Annotated in this window: 21 protein-coding genes; 9 read left to right on the top strand and 12 right to left on the bottom strand. The window is 66.1% G+C overall.

Going from position 1 to position 22,867, the window contains the following annotated elements:
- Positions 1–18: 18 nt before the first annotated feature.
- The 3 genes from J8I26_RS20800 to J8I26_RS20790 form a co-directional block, all read right to left on the bottom strand.
- Positions 19–897, bottom strand: coding sequence for a pirin family protein (locus tag J8I26_RS20800; protein WP_209609022.1), 879 nt, complete (start codon positions 895–897; stop codon positions 19–21).
- A 79-nt stretch (positions 898–976) separates the two neighbouring features.
- Positions 977–1,831: a pirin family protein gene (locus J8I26_RS20795; protein WP_209609021.1), complete on the bottom strand. Its 855-nt coding sequence runs from the start codon at positions 1,829–1,831 to the stop codon at positions 977–979.
- Between the two features lie 78 nt (positions 1,832–1,909).
- Complete coding sequence (locus J8I26_RS20790) at positions 1,910–2,305, bottom strand: DoxX family protein (protein ID WP_209609020.1); 396 nt, start codon at positions 2,303–2,305, stop codon at positions 1,910–1,912.
- Positions 2,306–2,537: 232 nt separating this feature from the next.
- Between J8I26_RS20790 and J8I26_RS20785 the strand changes: the two genes are divergently transcribed.
- A complete protein-coding gene (locus tag J8I26_RS20785; RefSeq protein WP_209609019.1) occupies positions 2,538–3,458 on the top strand; it encodes a LysR family transcriptional regulator in 921 nt (306 codons plus the stop codon).
- A gap of 18 nt (positions 3,459–3,476) precedes the next feature.
- Here the strand turns inward: J8I26_RS20785 and J8I26_RS20780 are convergent, their stop codons facing one another.
- Positions 3,477–4,523, bottom strand: a complete 1,047-nt coding sequence (locus J8I26_RS20780) for a GlxA family transcriptional regulator (RefSeq protein ID WP_209609018.1) — start codon at positions 4,521–4,523, stop codon at positions 3,477–3,479.
- A gap of 51 nt (positions 4,524–4,574) precedes the next feature.
- Positions 4,575–5,852, bottom strand: a complete 1,278-nt coding sequence (locus tag J8I26_RS20775; protein ID WP_209609017.1) for an MFS transporter — start codon at positions 5,850–5,852, stop codon at positions 4,575–4,577.
- A 134-nt stretch (positions 5,853–5,986) separates the two neighbouring features.
- On the opposite strand from J8I26_RS20775, the gene J8I26_RS20770 reads away from it, so the two are divergent.
- The 5 genes from J8I26_RS20770 (at position 5,987) to J8I26_RS20750 (ending at position 10,256) form a co-directional block, all read left to right on the top strand.
- Positions 5,987–6,517 carry an isochorismatase family protein gene (locus J8I26_RS20770; RefSeq protein ID WP_209609016.1) on the top strand — a complete coding sequence of 177 codons (531 nt, stop codon included), beginning with the start codon at positions 5,987–5,989 and terminating at the stop codon, positions 6,515–6,517.
- A 170-nt stretch (positions 6,518–6,687) separates the two neighbouring features.
- Positions 6,688–7,470: a fumarate/nitrate reduction transcriptional regulator Fnr gene (gene fnr, locus J8I26_RS20765; protein WP_209609015.1), complete on the top strand. Its 783-nt coding sequence runs from the start codon at positions 6,688–6,690 to the stop codon at positions 7,468–7,470.
- A 76-nt stretch (positions 7,471–7,546) separates the two neighbouring features.
- Complete coding sequence (locus J8I26_RS20760) at positions 7,547–8,308, top strand: phosphatase PAP2 family protein (RefSeq protein ID WP_209609014.1); 762 nt, start codon at positions 7,547–7,549, stop codon at positions 8,306–8,308.
- 62 nt (positions 8,309–8,370) lie between these two features.
- A complete protein-coding gene (locus tag J8I26_RS20755; protein WP_245200436.1) occupies positions 8,371–9,375 on the top strand; it encodes a diacylglycerol kinase family protein in 1,005 nt (334 codons plus the stop codon).
- Positions 9,375–10,256 (top strand): metallophosphoesterase family protein, encoded by an 882-nt coding sequence (locus J8I26_RS20750; protein ID WP_209609012.1) that lies wholly within the window; start codon positions 9,375–9,377, stop codon positions 10,254–10,256. Before J8I26_RS20755 ends, J8I26_RS20750 begins: the two co-directional genes overlap by 1 nt.
- Here J8I26_RS20750 and J8I26_RS20745 read toward each other — a convergent pair.
- Positions 10,198–11,619: a PepSY-associated TM helix domain-containing protein gene (locus J8I26_RS20745; protein WP_209609011.1), complete on the bottom strand. Its 1,422-nt coding sequence runs from the start codon at positions 11,617–11,619 to the stop codon at positions 10,198–10,200. The two genes, J8I26_RS20750 and J8I26_RS20745, sit on opposite strands and share 59 nt — an antisense overlap.
- Positions 11,620–11,828: 209 nt before the next feature.
- Positions 11,829–12,053 carry a hypothetical protein gene (locus J8I26_RS20740; protein ID WP_209609010.1) on the bottom strand — a complete coding sequence of 75 codons (225 nt, stop codon included), beginning with the start codon at positions 12,051–12,053 and terminating at the stop codon, positions 11,829–11,831.
- A 218-nt stretch (positions 12,054–12,271) separates the two neighbouring features.
- Between J8I26_RS20740 and zigA the strand changes: the two genes are divergently transcribed.
- The 3 genes from zigA to J8I26_RS20725 all read left to right on the top strand — a co-directional run bounded on the left by zigA (position 12,272) and on the right by J8I26_RS20725 (position 15,492).
- Positions 12,272–13,492 (top strand): zinc metallochaperone GTPase ZigA, encoded by a 1,221-nt coding sequence (zigA, locus tag J8I26_RS20735; RefSeq protein ID WP_209609009.1) that lies wholly within the window; start codon positions 12,272–12,274, stop codon positions 13,490–13,492.
- On the top strand, positions 13,489–14,415 hold the full coding sequence (gene folE2 / locus J8I26_RS20730; RefSeq protein ID WP_209609008.1) for a GTP cyclohydrolase FolE2: 927 nt from the start codon (positions 13,489–13,491) through the stop codon (positions 14,413–14,415). The genes zigA and folE2 overlap by 4 nt, the downstream gene beginning before the upstream one ends.
- Positions 14,416–14,523: 108 nt before the next feature.
- Positions 14,524–15,492, top strand: a complete 969-nt coding sequence (locus tag J8I26_RS20725; protein WP_209609007.1) for a succinylglutamate desuccinylase/aspartoacylase family protein — start codon at positions 14,524–14,526, stop codon at positions 15,490–15,492.
- A gap of 432 nt (positions 15,493–15,924) precedes the next feature.
- On the opposite strand, the gene J8I26_RS20720 is transcribed toward J8I26_RS20725, so the two are convergent.
- The 5 genes from J8I26_RS20720 to J8I26_RS20700 all read right to left on the bottom strand — a co-directional run bounded on the left by J8I26_RS20720 (position 15,925) and on the right by J8I26_RS20700 (position 22,853).
- Positions 15,925–16,410 (bottom strand): GNAT family N-acetyltransferase, encoded by a 486-nt coding sequence (locus tag J8I26_RS20720; RefSeq protein ID WP_209609006.1) that lies wholly within the window; start codon positions 16,408–16,410, stop codon positions 15,925–15,927.
- A 53-nt stretch (positions 16,411–16,463) separates the two neighbouring features.
- On the bottom strand, positions 16,464–16,877 hold the full coding sequence (locus tag J8I26_RS20715; protein ID WP_209609005.1) for a GNAT family N-acetyltransferase: 414 nt from the start codon (positions 16,875–16,877) through the stop codon (positions 16,464–16,466).
- Between the two features lie 128 nt (positions 16,878–17,005).
- Positions 17,006–17,785: an enoyl-CoA hydratase gene (locus J8I26_RS20710; protein WP_209609004.1), complete on the bottom strand. Its 780-nt coding sequence runs from the start codon at positions 17,783–17,785 to the stop codon at positions 17,006–17,008.
- A gap of 28 nt (positions 17,786–17,813) precedes the next feature.
- Positions 17,814–18,974: an acyl-CoA dehydrogenase family protein gene (locus J8I26_RS20705; RefSeq protein ID WP_209609003.1), complete on the bottom strand. Its 1,161-nt coding sequence runs from the start codon at positions 18,972–18,974 to the stop codon at positions 17,814–17,816.
- Positions 18,975–19,247: 273 nt separating this feature from the next.
- Positions 19,248–22,853: an indolepyruvate ferredoxin oxidoreductase family protein gene (locus J8I26_RS20700; protein ID WP_209609002.1), complete on the bottom strand. Its 3,606-nt coding sequence runs from the start codon at positions 22,851–22,853 to the stop codon at positions 19,248–19,250.
- Positions 22,854–22,867 lie beyond the last annotated feature (14 nt).

Here is a 22,867-nt window from a genome sequence, read left to right as displayed (position 1 = left end):
TGCAGACCGGCTGTCGGATCAGCGCGCCGGCAGCGGGATCCACTCGGTCTCGCCGGGGATGTCGGGGAACACGTCCTTGTTACGATTGGTCCAGGCCTCCTTGGCTGCCTCGATCTTGTCCTTCGAGCTGGACACGAAGTTCCACCACACGAAGCGCGGGCCATCCAGCGGCGCGCCGCCCAGGATCATGAACACGGTCTCGCCGACCGCCTTCAGTGCTACTGCCGCGCCCGGCGCCAGGATCGCCAGGGTGCCGGCCTCCAGGCGCTCGCCGTCCAGCGTGACCTCGCCCTTGACCACATAGACGGCGCGTTCGGCGACGTCCGCGGCGATTGCTATCTCACCGCCGTTGACAGTGCTGCCGGCCACATACAGCGTGGGGCTGGCGGTCACCACCGGCGAACTCACGCCAAAGGCGGAGCCGGCCAGCACGTGCAGTTTGACCCCACCGACCTCGGTGGTCGGCATGTCTTCGGCAGCGTAATGGCGGAACAGCGGATCGCAATCCTCCTCATCGGCCGGCAGCGCCACCCACATTTGCAGGCCATGCACCGGCACCTTGTGCTCGCGAATATCGTCGGGGACGCGCTCGGAGTGCACGATGCCGCGGCCGGAGGCCATCCAGTTCACCGCGCCCGGGGTAATGCGCTGGACCACGCCCAGGCTGTCGCGGTGCATCATCGCGCCGGAGAAAAGATAGGTCACGGTGGCCAGGCCGATGTGCGGGTGCGGACGCACGTCGCCTTCGGTGGTGCCGGCGTCAAATTCGACCGGGCCCATGTGATCGAAGAAGACGAACGGGCCGACCGTGCGAGCGGCTGCGGCCGGCAGCAGGCGGCGCACCGGGAAGCCGATGTCGCGCGTCAGGCCGTGGATCATGTGAAGGATGTTGCTCATGGTGTTCTCCCTGGCGGCGCACGTCGTGTCGAGGTTCGACGTGCGCCTGAGTTGGACTGGGTAAGGCTTGGACTATGGCTCAAAAGCGACCGGCGCGGAAGTCGTCGATGGCTTGCTCGACCTGTTCGCGGGTATTCATCACGAACGGGCCCCACTGGGCGATCGGCTCATTCAAGGGCTTGCCGGCGATCAGCAGGAAGCGGCTGCCCTCCTCCGCCCGCACCTTCACGCCCGCCGAGCCGACCGGGTTCGACAGCACCGCCATGCGGCCGGCGTCGGCCGGATGGGTCTCGCCTTCGCCCACTGCCAGCTTGCCTTCATACACGTACAGGAAGGCATTGTGCGTGGCCGGGATCGGCAGGTCCAGCGACACGCCGGCTTCCAGCGCCAGGTCCAAGTACAGCGGCTCGGTGGTGTCGCGGCTGATCGCGCCGGCGGTGCCGAAGGCTGCGCCGGCCAGCACGCGCGCCTTCACGCCGGGCTGGGGCGAGGTTTCCGGAATGCCGGCTGCCGGGATGTCGCTGTAGCCGGGCTCGGTCATCTTGTCCTTGCCCGCCAGGTTGACCCACAGCTGGAAGCCGCTCATCAGGCCGTTTTCCTGTTCCGGCAGTTCGGAGTGCACCAGGCCGCGGCCGGCGGTCATCCATTGCATGCCGCCCGGTTCCAGCAGGCCTTCGTTGCCGGCGTTGTCGCGGTGGCGCATGCGGCCGGCCAGCATGTAGGTCACGGTCTCGAAGCCGCGGTGCGGATGGTCGGGGAAGCCGGCCAGGTAGTCGCTGGGCTCGTCGGAGTGGAAGGCGTCCAGCATCAGGAACGGGTCCAGGCGGCGTTGCAGGTCATGGGTCAGCACGCGGGTGAGGCTGACGCCGGCGCCATCCTGGGTGGGGATGCCGTTGACCAGGCGTTCGATCTGGCGGGTGTAGGTGGTGCTCATGCTTATCTCCTTGGTTTGGCCCGCTCCTTGTGGGAGCGGGCCCGGGGGTGATTCGATATCGTTATTGCACAGCGAGGATCAACGGCGTTGTTCCGGCTCGGCTTCGGCGTCGATGGCCGACACCAGCAGCAAGGCGCCGATGATCGACACGTTCTTCAGGAAGTGGGTCAGCTGCGCTTGCGCGGCGGCGCCGTCCAGGGTCCAGAAGTGGTGGGCCGACAACGTCGCGCCGACCGTGAACAGCGCGATGATCAGCGCCACCGGCTTGACGCCGCGACCGGTCATCAGCAGCAGGCCGCCGCCGACTTCCACCAGGATGGTGACCAGCACCGCGACGGTAGGCGCCGGCAGGCCCAGGCTGTCAAAGTAACCGACGGTGCCGGCAAAGCCGATGACCTTGAAGATGCCGGAAATGACGAACAGCGACGCCAGCAGGACGCGGCCGATGCGGAAGATATTGGTGTTGGTGATCATGATGTGCCTCTCTCTTTCGTAAGTGGGTATGAAGTGTTCCTTCGATTTGTCTTGTACTGCCGCTTTTGTATTGCCTGTGTTCAACTGCGCCGGCTTTTGCTGTTTTGCTGATGTCGTTTGCGCATTTCGCTGAGCCAGTGACGACAGAATAGGCAAAATCGTCGAGACAAAAAACTGATTATCTTTTTATAATCAATATCTGATTATTAGATAGTGTTTGGATCAGCCCGCCATGAATATCGAACGCCTCTCGCTGGACCAGCTCCGCGTCTTCGTCCAGGTCGCCGACAGCGGCAGCTTCCTGGCCGCCGCCCGCAAGCTCACGCGCGCGCAATCGGCCGTGAGCTATGCCATCGCCGCGCTGGAAGACCAACTGGGCGTGCTGCTGTTCGACCGCAGCGGTTACCGGCCGCAACTGACCGACCCGGGCATGGCGCTGCTGGCCGACGCACGCCAGGTGCTGGACCATGTGGATTCGCTGCAGGTGCGGGCCAACTCCTACGCCAAGGGGCAAGAGCTGGAGGTGGCGCTGGCGGTGGACGTGTTCTTCCCTACCGGCTGCCTGGTGGATCTGCTGCAGCGCTTTCGCGACGCCTTCCCGGCGGTCACGGTACGGCTGGAAATCGAGGCGCTGGGCGCAGTGGCCGAGCGCGTGCTGGACGGGCGCGCCATGCTCGGCATCCTCGGCACGCTGCCGACCACGCCGCCCAACCTGTTGCGCATTTCGCTGCCAAGCGTACGGCTGGTGGCGGTGGTGGCGCCGCATCACGCGCTGGCCAAGGTCAAGGGTCGGGTATCGGAAAAACTGCTGTCGCAGCAGACGCAGCTGGTGCTGTCGGACCGCAGCGAGCTGACGGCGCGCCAGGACTTCTCGGTGCATTCGCGCCTGACCTGGCGCATGAGCGACCTCGGCACCAAGCACGCGCTGCTGCGCGCCGGCATGGGTTGGGGCAACATGCCGCTGCACGTGGTGAAGGACGATCTCGAGGCCGGCCGGCTGGTCACCATCTCCACCACCCACCATCCGCCGCAGGGCTCGGACCTGCCGGTGCAGTGCGTCTACAAGCCGGATCACAAGGCCGGGCCTGCGCTGTCGTGGTGGCTGGATTCGCTGGCGGAATTGAAGTCGCTGGATCAGGCGCTGCGCGCCTGACGGCTCGGGCGCACCGCTTCAATGCGCCGAAAAGCGCTCGCGATATTGCGCCGGACTGACGCCCAGCTGGCGCTGGAATACGCGGCGCAGGTTTTGTTCTTCTCCATAGCCGGCGGCGCTGGCGATGCGCTTCAAGGGCAATGAGGTTTCCTCCAGGGCGCGCCGCGCCGCTTCCAGCCGCATCAGCTCGACCGTGCGTGCCGGGGTACGTCCGGTCTCGGCCACGTACAGGCGGGCGAAGCTGCGCGGGCTCATGTTGACGCGGCGCGCCAGGCTTTCCACGCGGAGGTCTTCTCCCAGATTGGCGGCAATCCAGGCGTGCAGTTCTGCGAAGCGGCCTGCGCCGGCGCTCTGCGACGCCAGCGGCGTACTGAACTGAGACTGCCCGCCCGGACGCTTGATGAACATCACCAGCTGGCGCGCAGTGGCGATCGCCGCCTTGTGACCGAGGTCTTGCTCCACCAGCGCCAACGCCAGGTCGATGCCCGCAGTCACGCCGGCCGAGGTCCAGATCCGGCCCTGGCGGATGAAGATGGGGTCGGCCTCCACCTGCAGTTGCGGATAGTGGCGCCGCAGCTCGTCGGCCCAGTCCCAGTGCGTGGTCACGCGCAAGCCATCCAGCACGCCCGCCTCGGCCAGGTGGAAGGCGCCGGTACAGACCGAGCACACCCGCTGCGCCTGCGGCGCACGACGGCGTATCCACCGCACCAGCGCCTGGTCGAGAGTAAAACTGTCGCCCACGCTGCCGCCGGGCGAGATCAGGGTATGGATGGCCGCTTCGTCCTGCGCCCGTCCCTCCTGTGAAGCGTCCAGCAGCATGTCCAGCGCGGCCAGCGACTCGGTCGCCACCGGCAGCCCGGCGTTGGTGAGAATGCTGCCCCCATGCGCCGACGCCACATGCAGCTGGTACGGCGGGAGAGCCTGCGGCCCTGACGCCTCCCCCTGCAACCGGTTGGTGGTGGCGAACACCTGCAGCGGACCCGACAGGTCGAGCAGGTTCATGCCGTCATAGGCCAGCAGCACGATGCGGCGCGCCGCCCTGGCCGGGGATCGTTGCGGGTTCATGCGTCGCGCCCCGGGTCGGAATGATTCGGATAGTGGACCATGGCAGCCATGTTATCCCATGCTCCCCGCAGCCTGCGCCCGGGCCGCGCGCTGCCCCAGCATCCAGCGCGCGGTGGCCAGCGCGGACAACAGCAGGATCGGCAGGATCGCGGCATTGAGCGTCTCCCAGCCGAAACGCGCCAGCAAAGGGCCGGCGCCCAGCGTGGCCAGCGCTGTGGCGGCATAGCGCAGCAGCTCGGAGAAGCCCTGGGTCTTGGCGCGTTCGGAGGGCGTATAGGACTGCGCCAGCAAGGTGGTGCCGCCGACGAACATGAAATTCCAGCCGATGCCCAGCAACAGCAGCGCCGCATAAAAAGCCGGCAGGCTGGGCGAGGCCATGGCGATCAGCGCGCAGCCCAGGTTCAGGCCGAGGCCGGCCAGCAGCACCGGCCCCAGGCCGATCCGCCTGATCAGCGCGCCGGCGAAGAAGGATGGCGCATACATGCCCACCAGGTGCCACTGGATGATGGCGGCGCCGTCGTCGATGCCGTGGTGGCAGGCCACGGCGGCCAGCGGCGCGGCGGTCATGATGAACATCATCACCATCGAGCCGGCCACATTGTTGGCCACCGAGGCCATGAACACCGGCGTGCGGGCAATGGCGCCCAGCGGACGCGGCGGGGACGCGGCGACGCTGGCGTCAGCCGTTGCCTGCGGCGCATCGAGGTCGCGATAGAAGGCCAGCAACACCAGCACCGACAACAGGCCCATCGCAGCCACCACCAGATAGGCGCCGGCGAACAGCGCCGTCGGGAACAGGTCGCGGCTCCAGGACGCCAGCGCCGGCCCGACAATCGCTGCAATCACGCCGCCGGCCAGCACAGTGGAGATGGCGCGGCTCTTGAATTGCTCGGCGACCGCATCGGCCGCCGCCAGCCGGTAATATTGGGCGAAGGCCTGGAACACCCCGACCATTGCGGTGCCGACGCAAAAGCTCCAGAAATGCGCGTTGAATACCGACCACACCGACACCAGCCCGCCCACGCAGCAACTGCCCGCGCCCAGGGCGAAAGACAGGCGGCGGCCGAGGCGCTGGATCAGGAAGGCGGCGAACCAGGTCACCACCGCGCCGGCCACGGTGATGAGGGCAAAGGGCAAGGTTGCCAACGCCTTGTCCGGCGCCAGCTGCCAGCCGGTCAGCGCGGTCAGCGTGAGGTCGATGGAGATGGCGCAGGTGAACAGGCCCTGGCACACCGCCAGCACGGCGGCATTGCGCTGGCCGGCGACGGCAGAGGCATAAGCCTGCGGTAAGGAAGCGGTCTTATCATCGTGGCCTTGCAAGCTCGACATGTTTTTCCCCGGAAGATTTGGCGATGGAAAAATTGTCGAATTGGCGCAAAATGGCGTCAATGACACAAACCGGTCAATTCCTGCCAGCGCGGGAATGACTGTCAGCGTTCAGTTCAGCTCAGGGAGGTTAAGAGATGCTCATCAATGCCAGCGACTCCGCACTGCTGGTGGTCGACTTGCAGCAAAAGCTGCTGCCCGCGATCCACGACCACGAGGTCGTCCTGGCGCAAGCGGTGCGCATGGCCACCATCGCGGGTCTGTTAGGCGTGCCGGTGATCGGCACCGCGCAAACGCCCGACAAGCTCGGCCCCAACCATCCCGACGTGGCCCGGTTGTGCGACAAGATCCTGCCTAAGAGCCACTTCGACGCCTGCGCCGAAGGCTTGCTGCCGGCGCTGCCGACGGCGGTGCGGCAAATCATTGTGACCGGCTGCGAGGCGCATATCTGCGTGCTTCAGACCTGCCTGTCGCTGCTGGAGCGCGGCTACCGGGTGCTGCCGCTGCTGGACGCCTGCAGCTCACGCAAGGCGACCGACCGCGATGCCGCCTTCGAGCGACTGCGCCAGGCGGGCGCCACGCCGGTCACGGTGGAGATGGCGGCCTATGAATGGATGCGCGACAGCCGCCATGCGCAATTTCGCAATGTGCTCAAGCTGATCAAGTAAGCTTGCGTGACCGTGAATTACGTCGCGGCCTGAACAGATGAAAGTTTCGCGAAGCGTTATCCGGAAGACATTCCGGCCGGCGGAACTGTGGTACAAGAGAAGGTACGTCCGGTCTGATCGCATCCCGCTGCGTCAGATTGCATAACATCAAGAAGGAACACGAACCACCCATGTCCAGCTTACCGTCCCCTGCTCCCGCCAGCCTGCCCGCTTCCCGCCAGGGACCGGCCGTCAACGTGCAAGCGCTGCGCGCCAGCTGCTCGGCCTGCAGCATGCACCAGCTGTGCCTGCCGATGGGACTGGACCAGGGCGACATGCAGCGGCTGGAACAGGTCATCAACCGCCGTCGCAAGGTCAAGCGCGACGAGACGCTGTACCGCCTCGACGACAAGTTCGACATGCTGTACGCCATCCGCCTGGGCCACTTCAAGACCTTCCAGCACAACCCCAACGGCGGCGAGCAGATCACCGGCTTCCAGATGGCCGGCGAACTGCTGGGCATGGATGCCATCGGCGCCGGCCACCACCTGTGCGAGGCGGTGGCGCTGGAAGACAGCGAAGTCTGCGAGATTCCCTTCGCCAGCCTGGAAGACCTGTTTCGCGATATGCCCACGCTGCTGCGCCAGTTCCATCGCATGATGAGCCTGGAGATCTCGCGCGAGCAACGCGTGATGTTGACGCTGGGCAGCATGACGGCGCAGCAGAAAATGGCGGCCTTCCTGCTCAACCTGTCGACGCGCTACGCCAGCCGCGGCTATTCCACCACCCGCTTCCAGCTGCGCATGACGCGCGAGGAAATCGGCAATTACCTCGGCCTGGCGGTGGAAAGCGTGAGCCGCCTGCTGTCCAACTTCAAGAAGACCGGCGTGGTCGACGTCGCCCACCGCGACATCGAGCTGCTGGACCTGCCGTCTCTGCGCGCCATCGCGCTGGGCAACGATCCCTGCGCGTGATCGTCCGGCACGTTCGGCTGATCGGGCCCCGGCACGCAGGGTAGGAAGCCGCGCCGACGCGCGTTAGAATCGCCGGATGACAGAACCCTCACTTTCACAAGCCGCCGCTGCTTCCCCCGGCTTCCTGCGCGCGCGCTTCGTGCGCGACCACTACCTCGGCCTGCCCCTGACCACCGGCGTGCTGGCCGTGCTGAGCACCCTGCTGCTGTTTGCGCTGATCGCCGCTGAAGTCACCAGCGGCGGCGCACTGACGCGACTGGACCAGCAGCTGGCGGACTGGTTCAACCGGCACGCCTTTTCCCCCATGACCGAGTTGGTGCTGGGCTATACCCACCTGCACGGCACCGTCGGCGTGCTGGCCATGGGCGCGCTGCTGCTGTGGCACATGTGGCGTCGCCGCCAATGGCACTGGGTGGCCGACCTGCTGGTGGTGCTGCCGGGCGGCATGCTGTTCAATTTCGGGCTCAAGCATGTCTTTGCGCGCCTGCGGCCCAGTTTCAACGATCCCATTCTGGTGCTGCACAGCTATAGTTTCCCCAGCGGCCACACCATCGGCGCCACGCTGCTGTATGCGATGCTGGCGGCCTATGTCCTCAATCAGCCGTCCCTGAACGGCGCGCTCGCCTCCCGGCCCGGTTCAGCCTGCGCGCGCATCGCGGTGATCGGCGTTGCGCTGCTGCTGGTGGCGCTGACCGCTTTCAGCCGCGTCTATCTCGGGGCGCATTTCCTGAGCGACGTGCTGGGCGCCATGCTGCTGGGCACGGCCTGGTTCGCCTTCTGGACCACCGCGCTTTTCACCACCCGACGGCACTATTCGGCACGGACGCGCTCCAACTGATTTTCCAACCCAGGCAACCGCGTTGTTGGCGGCTGCCCATGACAAGAAATCGGACGGAAGAATTGCCTGAAAGCAAACAGGAACACCCATCCCATGGCGAGCGTCCCGATGTCGTCGCCGCCATCAATGCCAAGGCCGGCGGCGGGCACGCCCAGGAGCTGGCCGCCCATATCACCGCCGAATTCGCGCGCCACGGCTTGCGCGCCGAGGTGCACCTGGCCCGCAGCGGCGAAGACATGCTGGCCGCCGCGCGGCGCGCGGTGCGCGACAAGATCGCCATCGTCGCCGTCGGCGGCGGCGACGGCAGCGTCAACGCCGTCGCCTCCACGCTGATCGCCGACGCGCACTGCGAGAGCGCGCTGGGCGTACTGCCGCTGGGTACGCTCAACCATTTCGCAAAGGATCTGAACATCCCGCTGGTGCTGGAAGACGCGATCGCCAACATCGCCACCGGCCGCCGCCTGCGGGTCGACAGCGGCGAAGTCAACGGCGTGCCCTTCATCAACAACTCCAGCCTGGGTTTGTACCCCGACATCGTGCGCGAGCGCGAGAAGCAGCAGGCGCGGCTGGGCCGCGGCAAATGGCTGGCGTTCTCATGGGCGGCGATGGGCGCGCTGCGCCGCTATCCCTTCCTGCGCGTGCGCATGCGCATCGGCGGCCAGGATCACTGGCGGCGCACGCCTTTTGTCTTCATCGGCAACAACGAATACCTGATGAGCGGGCTCGACATCGGCAAGCGCTCCACGCTGATGGACGGCAAACTGAGCCTGTACGTATGCCACCGCACCGGCCGCTTCGGCCTGCTGCGACTGGCGCTGAATGCGCTGTTCGGTCGCCTGCGCGAAGCGCACGACTTCGATGCGCTGACCGCCACCGAGATCCTGATCGAGACCCACAAGAAGCGCCTGCGCGTGGCCACCGACGGCGAGGTCACGATCCTGCAGACGCCGCTGCAATACCGCATCCGCCGGGCCTCGCTGACGGTGATCGTGCCGCCTGAGGAGCAACCGGCGGCGCCGCAAGACGCGCAGCCGACCATCCTCGCCAAGCTGTGGGGGGACGACTGATGCGCACCGTGATCCATCTGTCCGACCTGCACTTCGGCCGCACCGATCCGGACATCATCGCGCCGCTGATCGCCCAGGTGCATGAGTTGAATCCCGATCTGGTGGTGGTCTCGGGCGACCTCACCCAGCGCGCGCGCAGCGCCCAGTTCCAGGAGGCACGGGCCTTCCTCGACGCGCTGCCGCATCCGCAGCTGGTGGTGCCGGGCAACCATGACGTGCCGCTGTTCAACGTCGCCGCGCGCATGCTGCAGCCGCTACGCAAGTACCGCCGCTACATCGGCGAGGATCTGCAGCCGGTCTACATGGACGATGAAATCGTGGTGGTCGGGATCAACACCGCACGCTCGCTGACCATCAAGGACGGTCGCGTCAACGATCGCCAGATCGAGATGGCGCGCCGCCAGCTGGCGGCCGTGGGCGAGAACATGGTCAAGATCATCGTCACCCACCACCCCTTCGACCTGCCGCCGGGGCCGCAGCATCACGACCTGGTCGGCAAGGCGGTGCCTGCCATGCGCGCCTTCGCGCTGTGCGGCGCCGACCTGCTGCTGGCCGGGCATGTACACACCAGCTCGGCCGTCAGCAGCGCCGGGCGTTATGACATTCCCGGCTATTCGGCACTGGTGGTGCAGGCAGGCACGGCCACCTCGACGCGCGGACGCGGCGAGAGCAATTCATTCAATGTCTTGCAGGTGGAGGCGCACCAGATTGTGGTGCACAGGCTGGGCTGGGAGCCCGAGCAGAAGTCTTTCGCGCTGGCCGCGTCGCAGACGTTCGTGCAACGCGGCAGCGAATGGTTCGAGCTGGAAAGCGACGGCAGCCTCAGCGCCGAGCCAGCCGCCAGCGGATCACGTCCACCAGCAGGAACAGCAGCAGACTGAGGCCCATCAACGGCAGGTTCCATCCCAGCAGGATGGCCAGCACGCCGACCGTGACGCGCTGCGCCGGCGCCAGCCGCATGAAGGCTTCGGTCAGCGGCGCCAGGCCAGAACCGGCGGCCGGGCGACGACGCCACCACATCACGTAGCCCAGCACGATCATCGCGGTGAGCGCGATGCCGAAGGCGGCCATCATGATCTGGTTGGCCACGCCGAACAGGATGCCCATGTGCGCATCCACACCCCAGCGGATCAGCTTGGCGATCAGCGGGAAGGTGGCGAAGTCGGCGCGGCTGGTGATGGCCATGCGGTCCGGATCCACCGCCACGGTGTCGACCTGGGTCGGCCATGAACGATCGGTCTCGCGCACCATCCAGGCCTGGTTCGCCGCGCGCGGCGGACGGATTTCGATCTCGGACGAATCGATGCCGCCGGCGCGGGCGATCGATTGCACCAGGTCAAAGCGCGCCGGGTCGCCGGCGGCCGGCATGGGCATGGCCATACCGGCGTGCTGGTGCGCCATGGTCATGTGCTCGGCGTGCTCACCCATGTCCATGCCCTCCATGGATTTGGACGGCTGCAGCTGCATCGAGGCCGACGGCGTGATCCAGCCCAGCTCGGCGCGCAGCATGTTCACGCGCGCCCCGGCCCACTTCGACCAAGTCAACCCGGTGGCGGAGAAGAACACCAGCCCGACCACGATCCAGATCCCCAGCAGCGAATGCAGGCGACGCGCATTCATCGGCTTGCGCGCCTTCTGCACCTCCGGCCGCGCCCGGCGACGCGCGTTCCACCATAGCCAGACGCCGCCCAGCGCACCCAGCCACAGCCAGGAGGCGGCCAGCTCGCTGTAGTTGCGGCCGAGGTCGCCCAGCATCAGGTTGCGGTGCAGGTAATCGAGCGTGGTGCGAAACGGCAGCGTGCCGCTGGTGCCGTAGACCAGCAGCTCGCCATGCACCTGCAGGTTGACCGGGTCGACGAACACGGCGCGGCTCTGGTCGCCCAGGCCTTGCTGGCTGAACATCACGCGGGTATTCCAGCCCTCGGCCTTGGACGGCCGCACGGCGAACAGGCGCGGCTTGTCGCCCGGATGGTTCAGGCCATCCATATAGGCCTGCGCGGCCTTGATCTGCGCGGCCAGCGGCTGGATCTCGCCCTGCGACTGGTTGAACAGTTGCCCGGCGTACACGCGCTCCTCGATCTGCGGCGTCAGCACGAACAGCGTGCCGGTCACGGCGGCCACCATGATGAAGGGGCCGACGAACAGGCCGATGTAGAAATGCAGGCGCAGCAACAAGGCGGTCATGGCCGAGGCGGCCTTGCGCGGGACGGCCGCCGCGGCGGCCGGTTGGTAGGTGGTGGTCATGGCGGGAGGCCCGTGTGGAGAGGACCGGGCGTGGCTTGGACAAGGCGCGTATTGTAGGCGCGGGAGGACGCGCTGCGAATGTGGCAATTTGTCGCACTGGAGGGGGCGGCCTGCACAATAGGCAATAAAAAAAGAGCCGCATCGCGCGGCTCTTTTCGTTTCCGGTCATTCTGCAGGTCCGGGGCTGCATGGCCTGCCGACGAGTCGGCTTACAGGGGATTCTGGTCGATCCAGTCGCCCGAGAAATCCAGGATGTAGGCGATCGCCTCGTCCTCGGACTCGAATTCATTGGTGGGCGCCTTGCGCTGGTAGCGCAGCTTGCCTGCGCCGTCCTTGCCTTCGTGAATCACGAAACAGGCCATGAATTTTCCGCTGTCCAGTTGGCGAACTTCTGGAATAACTGCGTTTCCCTTGTAGGGGAAGATCTGGGACATGAAAGAGCCTCCTTGTTGCGAGGCGCAATGCTAGCACAAGCGGCCGCTTCCTTCTTCGGACGGCCCGGCGCGCGCATAATTTGCAACTTTGTTGCATTTATGAGATATTCGCAACTAAGTTGCATTTATCGAACCAAGCGGATGGCCGTCGCCTTCTCGCGCAAGCGCCCTCCACTGCTATTCACCGCCAACCTCCCGCTCGTCCATCAGGTTCATTCATGTCCACCACCTCCCGCCCGCCCGCTGACCGCCGGCTTCCCGTCACCGTGTTGTCCGGTTTCCTCGGCGCCGGCAAGACCACCCTGCTCAACCACATCCTGAACAACCGCGAAGGCCGCCGCGTGGCGGTGATCGTCAACGACATGTCGGAGGTCAACATCGACGCCGCGCTGGTGCGCGACGGCGGCGCCGAGCTCTCGCGCACCGACGAAAAGCTGGTCGAGATGAGCAACGGCTGCATCTGCTGCACGCTGCGCGAAGACCTGCTGCTGGAAGTGCGCAAGCTGGCGCGCGAGCGCCGTTTCGACCAGCTGGTGATCGAGTCCACCGGCATCTCCGAGCCACTGCCGGTGGCCGAGACCTTTACCTTCAGCGACGAAGACGGCGCCAGCCTGTCCGACGTGGCGCGACTGGACACCATGGTCACCGTGGTCGACGCCTTCAATTTCCTCAAGGATTACAGCTCGCAGGACAGCCTGGAGCAACGCGGCGAATCGATGGGCGAAGAGGATGAGCGCACCGTGGTCGACCTGCTGGTCGAACAGGTCGAGTTCTGCGACGTGCTGGTCGTCAACAAGCTGGATCTGGTCGCGCCCGAACAGCGCGAGCGCCTGCAGGCCATTCTGCGCGGCCTCAATCCGCGCGCGCGCATCGTCGGCGCCGAATTCGGCCGGGTCGCGCTGAACCAGGTGCTGAGCACCGGCCTGTTCGACTTCGAGCAGGCCAGCCAGGCGCCGGGCTGGTTGCAGGAGCTGCGCGGCGAGCATGTGCCGGAGTCTGAACAATACGGCATCGCCAGCTTCGCCTGGCGCGCGCGCCGGCCCCTGCACCCGCAACGCTTCTTCGCGCTGATCAACTCGGAATGGCCGGGCGTGGTGCGCTCCAAGGGTTTCTTCTGGCTGGCCAGCCGGCCGGCCCAGGCCGGTTCCTGGTCGCAGGCCGGCGGCGTATGCCGTCACGGCCTCGCCGGCAAATGGTGGGCTGCCGTGCCGCGCGAGCGCTGGCCGCAGGATGCCGACTCGGTGCAGCTGATCATGGAGCACTGGGATGAAAACGTCGGCGACGCCCGCCAGGAACTGGTGCTGATTGGTATGGCCATGGACGAGGCGGCGCTGCGCGGCCGTCTCGACGACTGCTTGCTGACGGATGCCGAAATGGCGCAAGGCCCGGTCGGTTGGATTCGCATGGCCGATCCATTCCCGCTGTGGACGCAAGAATGACAGCGGTGAACGCCGCCGCGCACAGCCTTCCGGATGTCGCCCGCAATGAACGCGCGAGCATTGCGCTGCCGTTGAACAGCGTCGGCATGCGCGGCATCGCCGCCATGCTGCAGCTGGAATCCGGCCTGCGCCTGCCGGCCACCGCGGCGCTGGCGGTCGACCTGCCCGATGCGCACACCAAGGGCATCCACATGTCGCGCCTGTATCGGTTGCTGGACCAGCAAATGCAGGAGCAGACGCTGTCCCCGCGCGCCCTGACGCAGTTGCTGGGCAAGATGCTGGACAGCCATGCCGACTGCGCATCGCGCAGCGCCCGGGTGGAACTGGAGTTCTCGCTGTCGATGCGCCGGCCGGCGCTGCATACGCCCGGTCTGGAAGGCTGGCGCAGCTATCCCGTCTCGGTGTACGCCAGCTTGCGGGACGGCCGCACGCGCCTCTGGCTGAGCGCGCGCGTGCAGTACTCGTCGACCTGCCCCTGCTCGGCCGCCTTGTCGCGCCAGGCCATTCAAGACGCTTTTCTGGACGACTTTGCAGACCGACAGGAGATTGCCCGCGAGCAGGTGCTGGCATGGATAGAACGCAACGCCAGCCTGGCCACGCCGCACAGCCAGCGCAGCGAAGCGACCCTCTGCATCACCGTCGATCCCAGCGCCGACGCCCTGCCCCTGCATGTGCTGATCGACGTCGCCGAGGCCGCGCTGGGCACGCCGGTGCAAAGCGCCGTCAAGCGCGCCGACGAGCAGGCCTTCGCGCTGCGCAACGGCGCCAACCTGATGTATGTGGAAGATGCCGCGCGCCGCCTGCGGCTGGCGCTGGAGGCGCGCTTTGGCGCCTGCTCGGTCGAGGTCAGCCACTTCGAGAGCCTGCACGCCCACGATGCCGTGGCAGCCGCGTTCACGCCCGGCTGGGAGCGGCCTGACTGAGCGCACCTGAGCGCACCTGAGCACATGACGGGCCGCACCTGCCGGCCGCTGGCGGGCTTGGACGAAGCAAGGTATCGTTCATGCTTGGCCAGCCTGCACAAGCTTCTTATGACTTCAAGCGAATTTCCCCTCTCCCTGCAACGCCACCAGTTCGCCGCACTGGAGCCCGGCCCGCGCCTGCTGGTGCTGGGCGCGGTCCACGGCAACGAAACCTGCGGCACGCGTGCCATCGAACGCCTGCTGCGCGAGCTCGACAGCGGTGCGCTGGCGATCAGGCGCGGCCTGCTCACGCTGGTGCCGGTGACCAATCCGCTGGCCTATCAGAAGAAGCAGCGCCAGGGCGAGCGTAACCTCAACCGCAACATGCGCATCAACCCGGCGCCGGCCAACTTCGAGGACCGCATCGCCAACGTGCTGTGTCCGTGGATTGCAGAGCACGATGTGCTGCTGGACCTGCACTCCTTCCACACCGGCGGCGTGCCCTTCGCCATGCTGGGCCCGGAAGACAACCGGGGCGATATCGAAGCCTTCTCCCACGCCGCGGCGGAGCAGCGGATGGCGGCGCACCTGGGCACCACCCGCATCGTGGAAGGCTGGATGACGACCTACGCGCGCGGGGTCGAACGCCGCCGCAAGGAAGGCAAAGTCAGCGCGCCCGACCTGCTCGATCAAGGCTATGGCGTGGGCACCACCGAATTCGCACGCACCCGGGGGGCCTACGGCATCACGCTGGAATGCGGCCAGCACGAGGACGCGCAGGCGCCGGAAGTGGCCTACCGCGCGATTCGCCAGACACTGGCGCTGCTGGGCATGGCCGACATCGCCCTGCAGCCGCCGCAGGCCGACATCGAGATCATCCGCCTGGTCGACGTGATCGACATGGAACATGCCGACGACCGCTTCACCCGCGACTGGGCCAGCTTTGACAAGGTGCAGAAAGGCGACCTCATCGGCCACCGCCAGAGCGGCGCGGCGGTGACGGCGCCGGACGACGGCTACATCGTGTTCCCCAATCCCAGGGCGCTGACGGGCAACGAGTGGTTCTATTTCGGGGTGAAGAGCGACCGGCGGCTGTGACGCCGACTGGCAGCATCAATAGTGCGTGCATCCGGAAACCTGAAAGACTCGCCAACGTAGGTATCACCTCCGGTCATCCCGGCGAAGGCCGGGATCCAGCGACGTTCGTTGCGCTCAAAGACGACCGTGAGGCATGGCAAACGCCACTGGGTCCTGACCTTCGTCAGGACGACGCAAGCAGGATCACGCCGGGGCATATCTCCTACCCGCTGTGACTGGTTCTATTTCGGAGTGAAAAGCGACCGGCGGCTGTGAGGGCAGATCTCCCTGACCCCATCGTCGTCCCGGCGAAGGCCGGGACCCAGTGACTTTTGTGGCGCCACACCAGCGACGGCGGAACACGACGAACGCCACTGGATCCCGGCCTCCGCCGGGATGACGGAGATAACGAGAAAATCAGCCGACACAGCGACCGCCGTACCGCAGGCCAACTCAGGCGCAATCCAGCGCGTAAAAGCGCGTATCCACCACCATCACCGGAAACGCCTGCGGCAGCTCGGTCTTCTCGACCAGCCTGAAACCGTTCTTCTCGTAGAAGCGGTGCGCCGCCAGGAACTTGGCGGTGGTGCCGAGGTAGATCTGCGTCACGCCCTTTTCCTTGGCCCAGCTCACCGCGCCGTCGAGCAGGCGCTTGGCGGTGCCGTGCTCCTTGCCGCGATGGGTGGCGGCCACGAACATCTTGCGCAGCGCCACCTGGCCGTTGCCGATATCCAGCAGCGATACGGTGCCCACCACCTTGCCGCCGTCCAGCGCGATCCAGAAATTGCCGTTGCCCTTCTGGTAGAAGCCGGGGATGTTGTTCAGGTCGGGCTGGCCCTCCAGCGTGATGGGGATCTCAAACTCCTGTTGCTGGATCGGCAGGATGACGTCGACCACGCCGGCGGCGTGTTCGGAAGAAAACGGGCGAATCTCGATCATGGATGTGTGCGTATTGTCGTTGAATCGGGTACAGCTACAAATATCCGTGCGGCTTACTTGAGCTCGACGCCCGGCGTCAGCTCCCAGCAGCGCGGGCTGTGCACGAAGCCGATATGGCCGTAGTAGTCGGCGGCATCCGGTGCGGCCAGCAGGCGCAGGCGGCAACGCGGGCCAAGCCGGCTGCGCGCATGGCGGATCAGCTCCTTGCCGATGCCGCGACGCTGGTAGTTTTCGTCGACCGCCAACTCGGACATGTAGCAGGCATAGGCGAAATCGGTCACGCAGCGCGCCACGCCGACCAGCAGCTCGCCGTCCCAGGCGGTGGCGACCAGGTTGGCGTTGGCGATCATGGCGCTCATGCATTCGAGGTCGTCCAGCGGACGGCGCGGGCCCAGCGAAGTGCGGGAGAGGACGTCGATGAACTGCTCGACGGTGAGGGAAACGTCGGTCTTGTATACGATGCTCATGTTGCCGTTCGGACGGTGATGGAAGACAACATCATACCGAAAGCGGGGACGATCATTTGCGTCCCGGCGATGTAAAGAAAATCGCCGGCGTAAGGCCGGCGACCGATCCTCGCGCCACGGGAAAATCCTCAGGCGTTTTTCCACTCCGGGCTGCGTTTGCCGAGGAAGGCGTTGACGCCCTCCTTCTGGTCCTGCGTGTCGAACAGGTCGACAAACAGCTCACGCTCGCTCTGCAGAATGGTGCCCAACGGATTGTGGCGGGCGCCCTGGATCAGGATCTTGCTGGCCGCCACCGAGGACGGGCTCTGCTTTTCCGCCTGCAGGGCCAGCTCCAGCGCACGCGCCTTGGCCTGGCCTTTGGCAACAACTTCCTCCACCAGGCCGATGCGCAGCGCGGTCTCGGCATTGACCCGCTCGCCGCACAGGATCATGCGCTTGGCCCAGCCCTCGCCGACCAGCCACGGCAGGTTCTGGGTACCGCCGGCGCACGGCAGAAGACCAACTGCGGCTTCCGGCAAGGCCATCTGCGCCTGCTCCTCGGCGATGCGAATGTCGCAGGCCAGCGCGCATTCCAGACCGCCGCCCATAGCGTAGCCGTTGATGGCGGCGATCGACACGCCGCGGAAGCCCGACAAGGTTTCGAAGGCCTCGCCGAAGCGGCGCGCCATCTCGCGCGCCATGGCCTTGTCGCCGTCGGCGAAGAGCTTGAGATCGGCGCCGGCCGAGAAGAACTTCTCGCCCTCGCCGGTCACCACCAGGGTGTAGATATTGCGGTCCGCGTTCAGGTCTTGCACCAGCCGCGTCAGGTCGGCCAGCGCCTCGCGCGTCCAGGTGTTGGCGGGCGGATTGGACAACGTCAGCACTGCGGTGTGGTGGGTCTTTTCCAGCTTGAGATTGGTGTAAGTCATGGCGTCCCTTGTGATGAGCGGATATCGGTCAACGGATGTCGTCGAGGTTGTCGCTGTTCAGGAGCTGGCGCGAGACGATCACGCGCATGATCTCGTTGGTGCCTTCCAGGATCTGGTGCACGCGCACGTCGCGGAAGTAGCGCTCCAGCGGGTATTCACGGATGTAGCCGTAGCCGCCGTGCAGCTGCAGCGCCTCGTTGCAGATCTTGAAGCCGAGGTCGGTCGCCAGGCGCTTGGCCATGGCGCAATAGGTGGTGGCCTGCGGCGATTTGCTATCCAGCTTGACCGCCGCCAGCCGCACCATCTGGCGCGCCGCGACCAGCTCGGTCTGCATGTCGGCCAGCTTGAATTGCAGCGCCTGGAAGTCGGCGATCGGGCGGCCGAACTGCTTGCGTTCCTTCATGTAGGCGTGCGCCGCGTCCAGCGCCGCCTGGGCCGCGCCCACCGAACAGGTGGCGATGTTGATGCGGCCGCCGTCCAGGCCTTTCATGGCGAACACGAAGCCCTCGCCCTCGTTGCCCAGCAGGTGGCTGGCCGGCACCTTGACGTTGTCGAAGCTGATGGTGCGGGTGGGCTGGCTGTTCCAGCCCATCTTGGTTTCCTTCTTGCCGTAGCTGATGCCCTCGGCATTGCCCGGCACCACGAAGGCCGAGACGCCGCGCGCGCCTTCGCCGCCGGTGCGCGCCATCACCACCAGCACATCGGTCGAGCCGGCGCCGGAGATGAAGGCCTTGGAACCGTTGATCACGTAGTGGCCGTCCACCAGTTTGGCGGAGGTCTTCAGCGATCCGGCGTCGGAGCCCGAGCCAGGCTCGGTCAGGCAATAGGAGCCTATCTTGCGGCCGGCGGCCAGCTTCTCGCACCACTCATCCTTGATCGCCGGCGTGCCCCAGGAGGCGATCATCCAGCTGACCATGTTGTGGATGGTCAGATAGGCGGCGGTCGACGGACAGGCGCGCGCCAGCTCCTCGAACACCACGGTAGCGTCCAGCCGCGTCAAACCGAGGCCGCCCAGCTCCTCGGGCGTGTACAGACCGCAAAAGCCCAGCTCGCCGGCCTTGGCAATCACATCCAGCGGAAAATGCGCCTCCTCGTCCCACTTGGCGGCATGCGGCGCCATCTCGCCGGCGGCGAAATCGCGCGCGCTTTGCTGGAAGGCCAGTTGATCCTCGTTAAGTTCGAAGTCCATGTGCGTCTCCTGATCGTTGTTGTTGTGCCGGGCGGTGGCGCCCTTATGTGGCATCTAGATTAATGGAATTTGAGATGACGGGTTGTCGCCGGCGCGACATTGGACGCTGCTTGCCTTACCGGCAACTTTAACGTCGCCGGGTCCCTGCTTGCGCAGGGACGGCAGGCATGCGCCAACTCCTCACGCCGTCGCTCCTGCGAAAGCAGGAGCCCAGCGTCGTTTCATGTCGGCAGCTTAGGTCGCTCGCTTGTTTTGCACACTCACGTTGCCCACTCATGCGGCCCGATCCAGCGCCGGCTTGTCGAACCGCGCCAGCAACTCGGCGCGCCGCGCCTGCATTGCCTGCACCGCGCGCTCCTTGACGTGGCCGTAGCCGCGCACCTGCTCCGGCAATTGCGCCAGCTCGACGGCCAACGCGTGGTTGGAGGCATCCAGCTTGCGCAACAGGATCAGCACCATGTCGCGGTAGTCGACGATCAATTGCCGCTCCATCTTGCGCTCTGCGGTGCGGCCGAACACATCCAGCGCGGTGCCGCGCAGGCCCTTCATCTTCGCCAGCAGCTTGAACGCTTTGAACATCCAGCTGCCGTAACGGGCCTTGACCAGATGGCCCTGGGCGTCCTTCTTTGCGAAGACCGGCGGCGCCAGGTTGAAGCTGAGCGAAAAATCTCCTTCGAACTGCTGGGCCAGTTGGCGCGTGAAGTTGCCATCGGTGTACAGGCGCGCGACCTCGTATTCGTCCTTGTAGGCCATCAGCTTGGAGAGATTGCGCGCCACCGCCATGGCCAGCCTGTCGCCGCCCAGCGGCGCCTCGGCCGCGCGCACTGCCTCCACCACCTCGGCGAACTGCGCGGCGTAGGCGGCGTTCTGATAGTCGATCAGGAAGGCGACGCGGCGCTTGACCAGCTTGTCCAGCGACTCCGGCATGCGCAGCACCATCGGCTGCGCCGGCAAGGCGATGCGTTCCACCCTGGCCAGGTCGACCGCTGCGCGGCGGCCCCACAGGAAGGCGGTCTTGTTGGACTCGACCGCCACGCCGTTCATCTCGATGGCGCGCAGCAGCGAGGCCTCGCTCAGCGGCAGTTCCCCGCGCTGCCAGGCGTAGCCCAGCATGAACAGATTGGTGGCGATGGAGTCGCCCATCAAGGCCGTGGCCAGGCGGGTGGCATCGATGAAGTCGGCCTGCTGCCCGACCGACTCCACGATCAGCGCCTTGACTTCCTCGAACGGGAATTGCCAGTCCGGGTTCTTGGCGAACTGGCCCGGCGGCTGCTGGTGTACGTTGACCACCGCACGGGTGCGCCCCGGGCGCATCTTGGAAATGGCGTCGAAGGAGCCGGCGGTCAGCATGTCGCAACCCAAAATGAGATCGGCCTCGCCGGTGGCGATGCGCTGGGCGCGGATGCCGTCGCGCGTACGGGCGATGCGCACGTGCGAGGTGACCGAACCGTTCTTCTGCGACATGCCGGTCATGTCCAGCACCGACGCGCCCTTGCCTTCCAGGTGCGCGGCCATGCCCATCAGCGCGCCGATGGTGATCACGCCGGTGCCGCCGATGCCGTTGATGAGGATATTGAACGGCGCGTCGCACGAGGGCAGCGTCGGCTGCGGCAAGGCGCCGAAGTCGTCCGTCGCGTCTTTCCTTGCCACGCCGGTCTTCGATGTCTTCAGCTTGCCGCCGGTCACGGTGACAAAGCTGGGGCAAAAGCCCTTCACGCAGGAATAATCCTTGTTGCAGGAGGACTGGTCGATGGCGCGCTTGCGGCCGAATTCGGTCTCCAGCGGCAGGATCGAGGTGCAGTTGGATTGCACGCCGCAGTCGCCGCAGCCCTCGCACACGGCTTCGTTGATGAACAGCCTCTCATTGGGATCGGGAAATTCGCCCTTCTTGCGGCGACGGCGCTTCTCGGCAGCGCAGGTCTGGTCGTAGATGATGACGCTCACGCCCGGCAGCTCGCGCAGTTCGCGCTGCACGGCGTCCATCTCCTTGCGGTCGTGCACGGTGACGGCCGTCGGCAGGCTGGAGCGGTCGGTATAGCGGGCAATGTCTTCCGACACCAGCGCAATGCGCCGCACGCCTTCGGCCGCCATCTGCTGCGCGATCATCGGCACCGAGACCGTGCCGTCTACCGGCTGCCCGCCGGTCATCGCCACTGCGTCGTTGTAGAGGATCTTGTAGGTCATGTTCACGCCGGAGGCGACCGCCGCGCGGATGGCCAGATAGCCGGAGTGAAAGTAGGTGCCGTCGCCCAGGTTGGCGAACACGTGCGGCACCTGCGAGAACGGCGCCTGGCCGATCCAGGGCGCGCCCTCGCCGCCCATGTGGGTGGTGAGCTTGTTGTATTCAGGATAGATGGCGGTGGCCATCACGTGGCAGCCGATGCCGGCCAAGGCGAAACTGCCCTCCGGCACCTTGGTGGAGGTGTTGTGCGGGCAGCCCGAGCAATAGTAGGCCGGGCGCGGCGGCGTGTTGACCGCCTTGGACAGCACCGCATCCTTGGCGTCGAGGAAAGCCAGGCGCGCCTTGATCAGGTCGCTGGTGTGGAAACGCGCGATGCGCGCGGCGATCACGCGGGCGATTTGCGCCACCGAGAAATCGGCCTTGGAGGTCAGCAGCCATTCGCCGCGCGGCGCCACCCACTCGCCCTTCTCGTCGAACTTGCCGATCACGCGCGGGCGCACGTCGTCGCGCCAGTTGTAGAGCTGTTCCTTCAACTGGTATTCGACCATCTGGCGTTTTTCTTCCACCACCAGGATCTCGTCCAGGCCCTGCGCGAACTCGCGCACGCCTTCCGGCTCCAGCGGCCAGGGCATGGAGACCTTGAACAGGCGCAGGCCGATCTCGGCCGCAAAGGCCTCATCGATGCCCAGTTCGGACAAGGCTTCCAGCACATCGAGATAAGACTTGCCCGAGGCGATGATGCCCAGTCGCGCCCTGGGGCTGTCGATCATCACACGGTTGAGCTTGTTGGCGCGCGCATAGGCCAAGGCAGCGTAGATCTTATAGTCCTGCATCAGCGCTTCCTGCTTGCGCGCCTGCAGTCCCAGTGTGTCGGTCGACAGGCGGGCGTTCAGGCCGCCGTCCGGCATGATGAAGTCGGTCGGATAGTTGATGTCGATACGGAAGGGATCGGCGTCCACCGAGGCGCTCGACTCAACCGTGTCGGCCAGCGCCTTGAAACCCACCACGCAGCCGGAATAGCGCGACATGGCCCAGCCGTGCAGGCCGAGGTCGAGGTATTCCTGCACGTTGCAGGGATAGAGCATCGGGATCATCGATGCCGAGAAGATATGGTCGGACTGGTGCGGCAGCGTCGAGGAATAGGCGCCGTGGTCGTCGCCGGCCACCAGCAGCACGCCGCCACGCTGTGAAGTGCCGGCGTGGTTCATGTGCTTCAGCACATCGCCGCAGCGGTCCACGCCCGGCCCCTTGCCGTACCACATGGCGAACACGCCGTCGTATTCGGAAGGCCCGATCAGCTTGACCTGCTGGGTGCCCCACACCGCAGTGGCGGCCATGTCCTCGTTCACGCCCGGCTGGAATTTGACGCCATGCGCGGCCAGGTGCGGCTGGGCCTTCCACAGCGCCTCATCCAGCCCGCCCAGCGGCGAGCCGCGATAGCCGGAGATGAAGCCTGCCGTGTGCAGGCCGGCGCGCTGGTCACGGATCTGCTGCAGCATCGGCAGGCGCACCAGGGCCTGGATGCCGGAGAGATAAATCGAACCTGCGGTGGCGGTGTATTTGTCGTCCAGGCTGACGGGGGCCAGCGGGACGGGGGAAGCGGCGTTGCCGGAGGGGGTGGCGTCAGGCCGGCGCGCGTGCGCCGGATGGTCGGCGGCCAGCGCTCCGGCAGCGTCGGCTGCCGAACGATGTTCCATGTCTGTCTCCAAAA

It is taken from the genome of Herbaspirillum sp. LeCh32-8, assembly GCF_017814915.1.
Classification (GTDB): domain Bacteria; phylum Pseudomonadota; class Gammaproteobacteria; order Burkholderiales; family Burkholderiaceae_D; genus Herbaspirillum.
The sequence above is the reverse complement of the archived record's forward strand: the minus strand, read 5'-3'. Positions and strand labels throughout refer to the sequence as shown.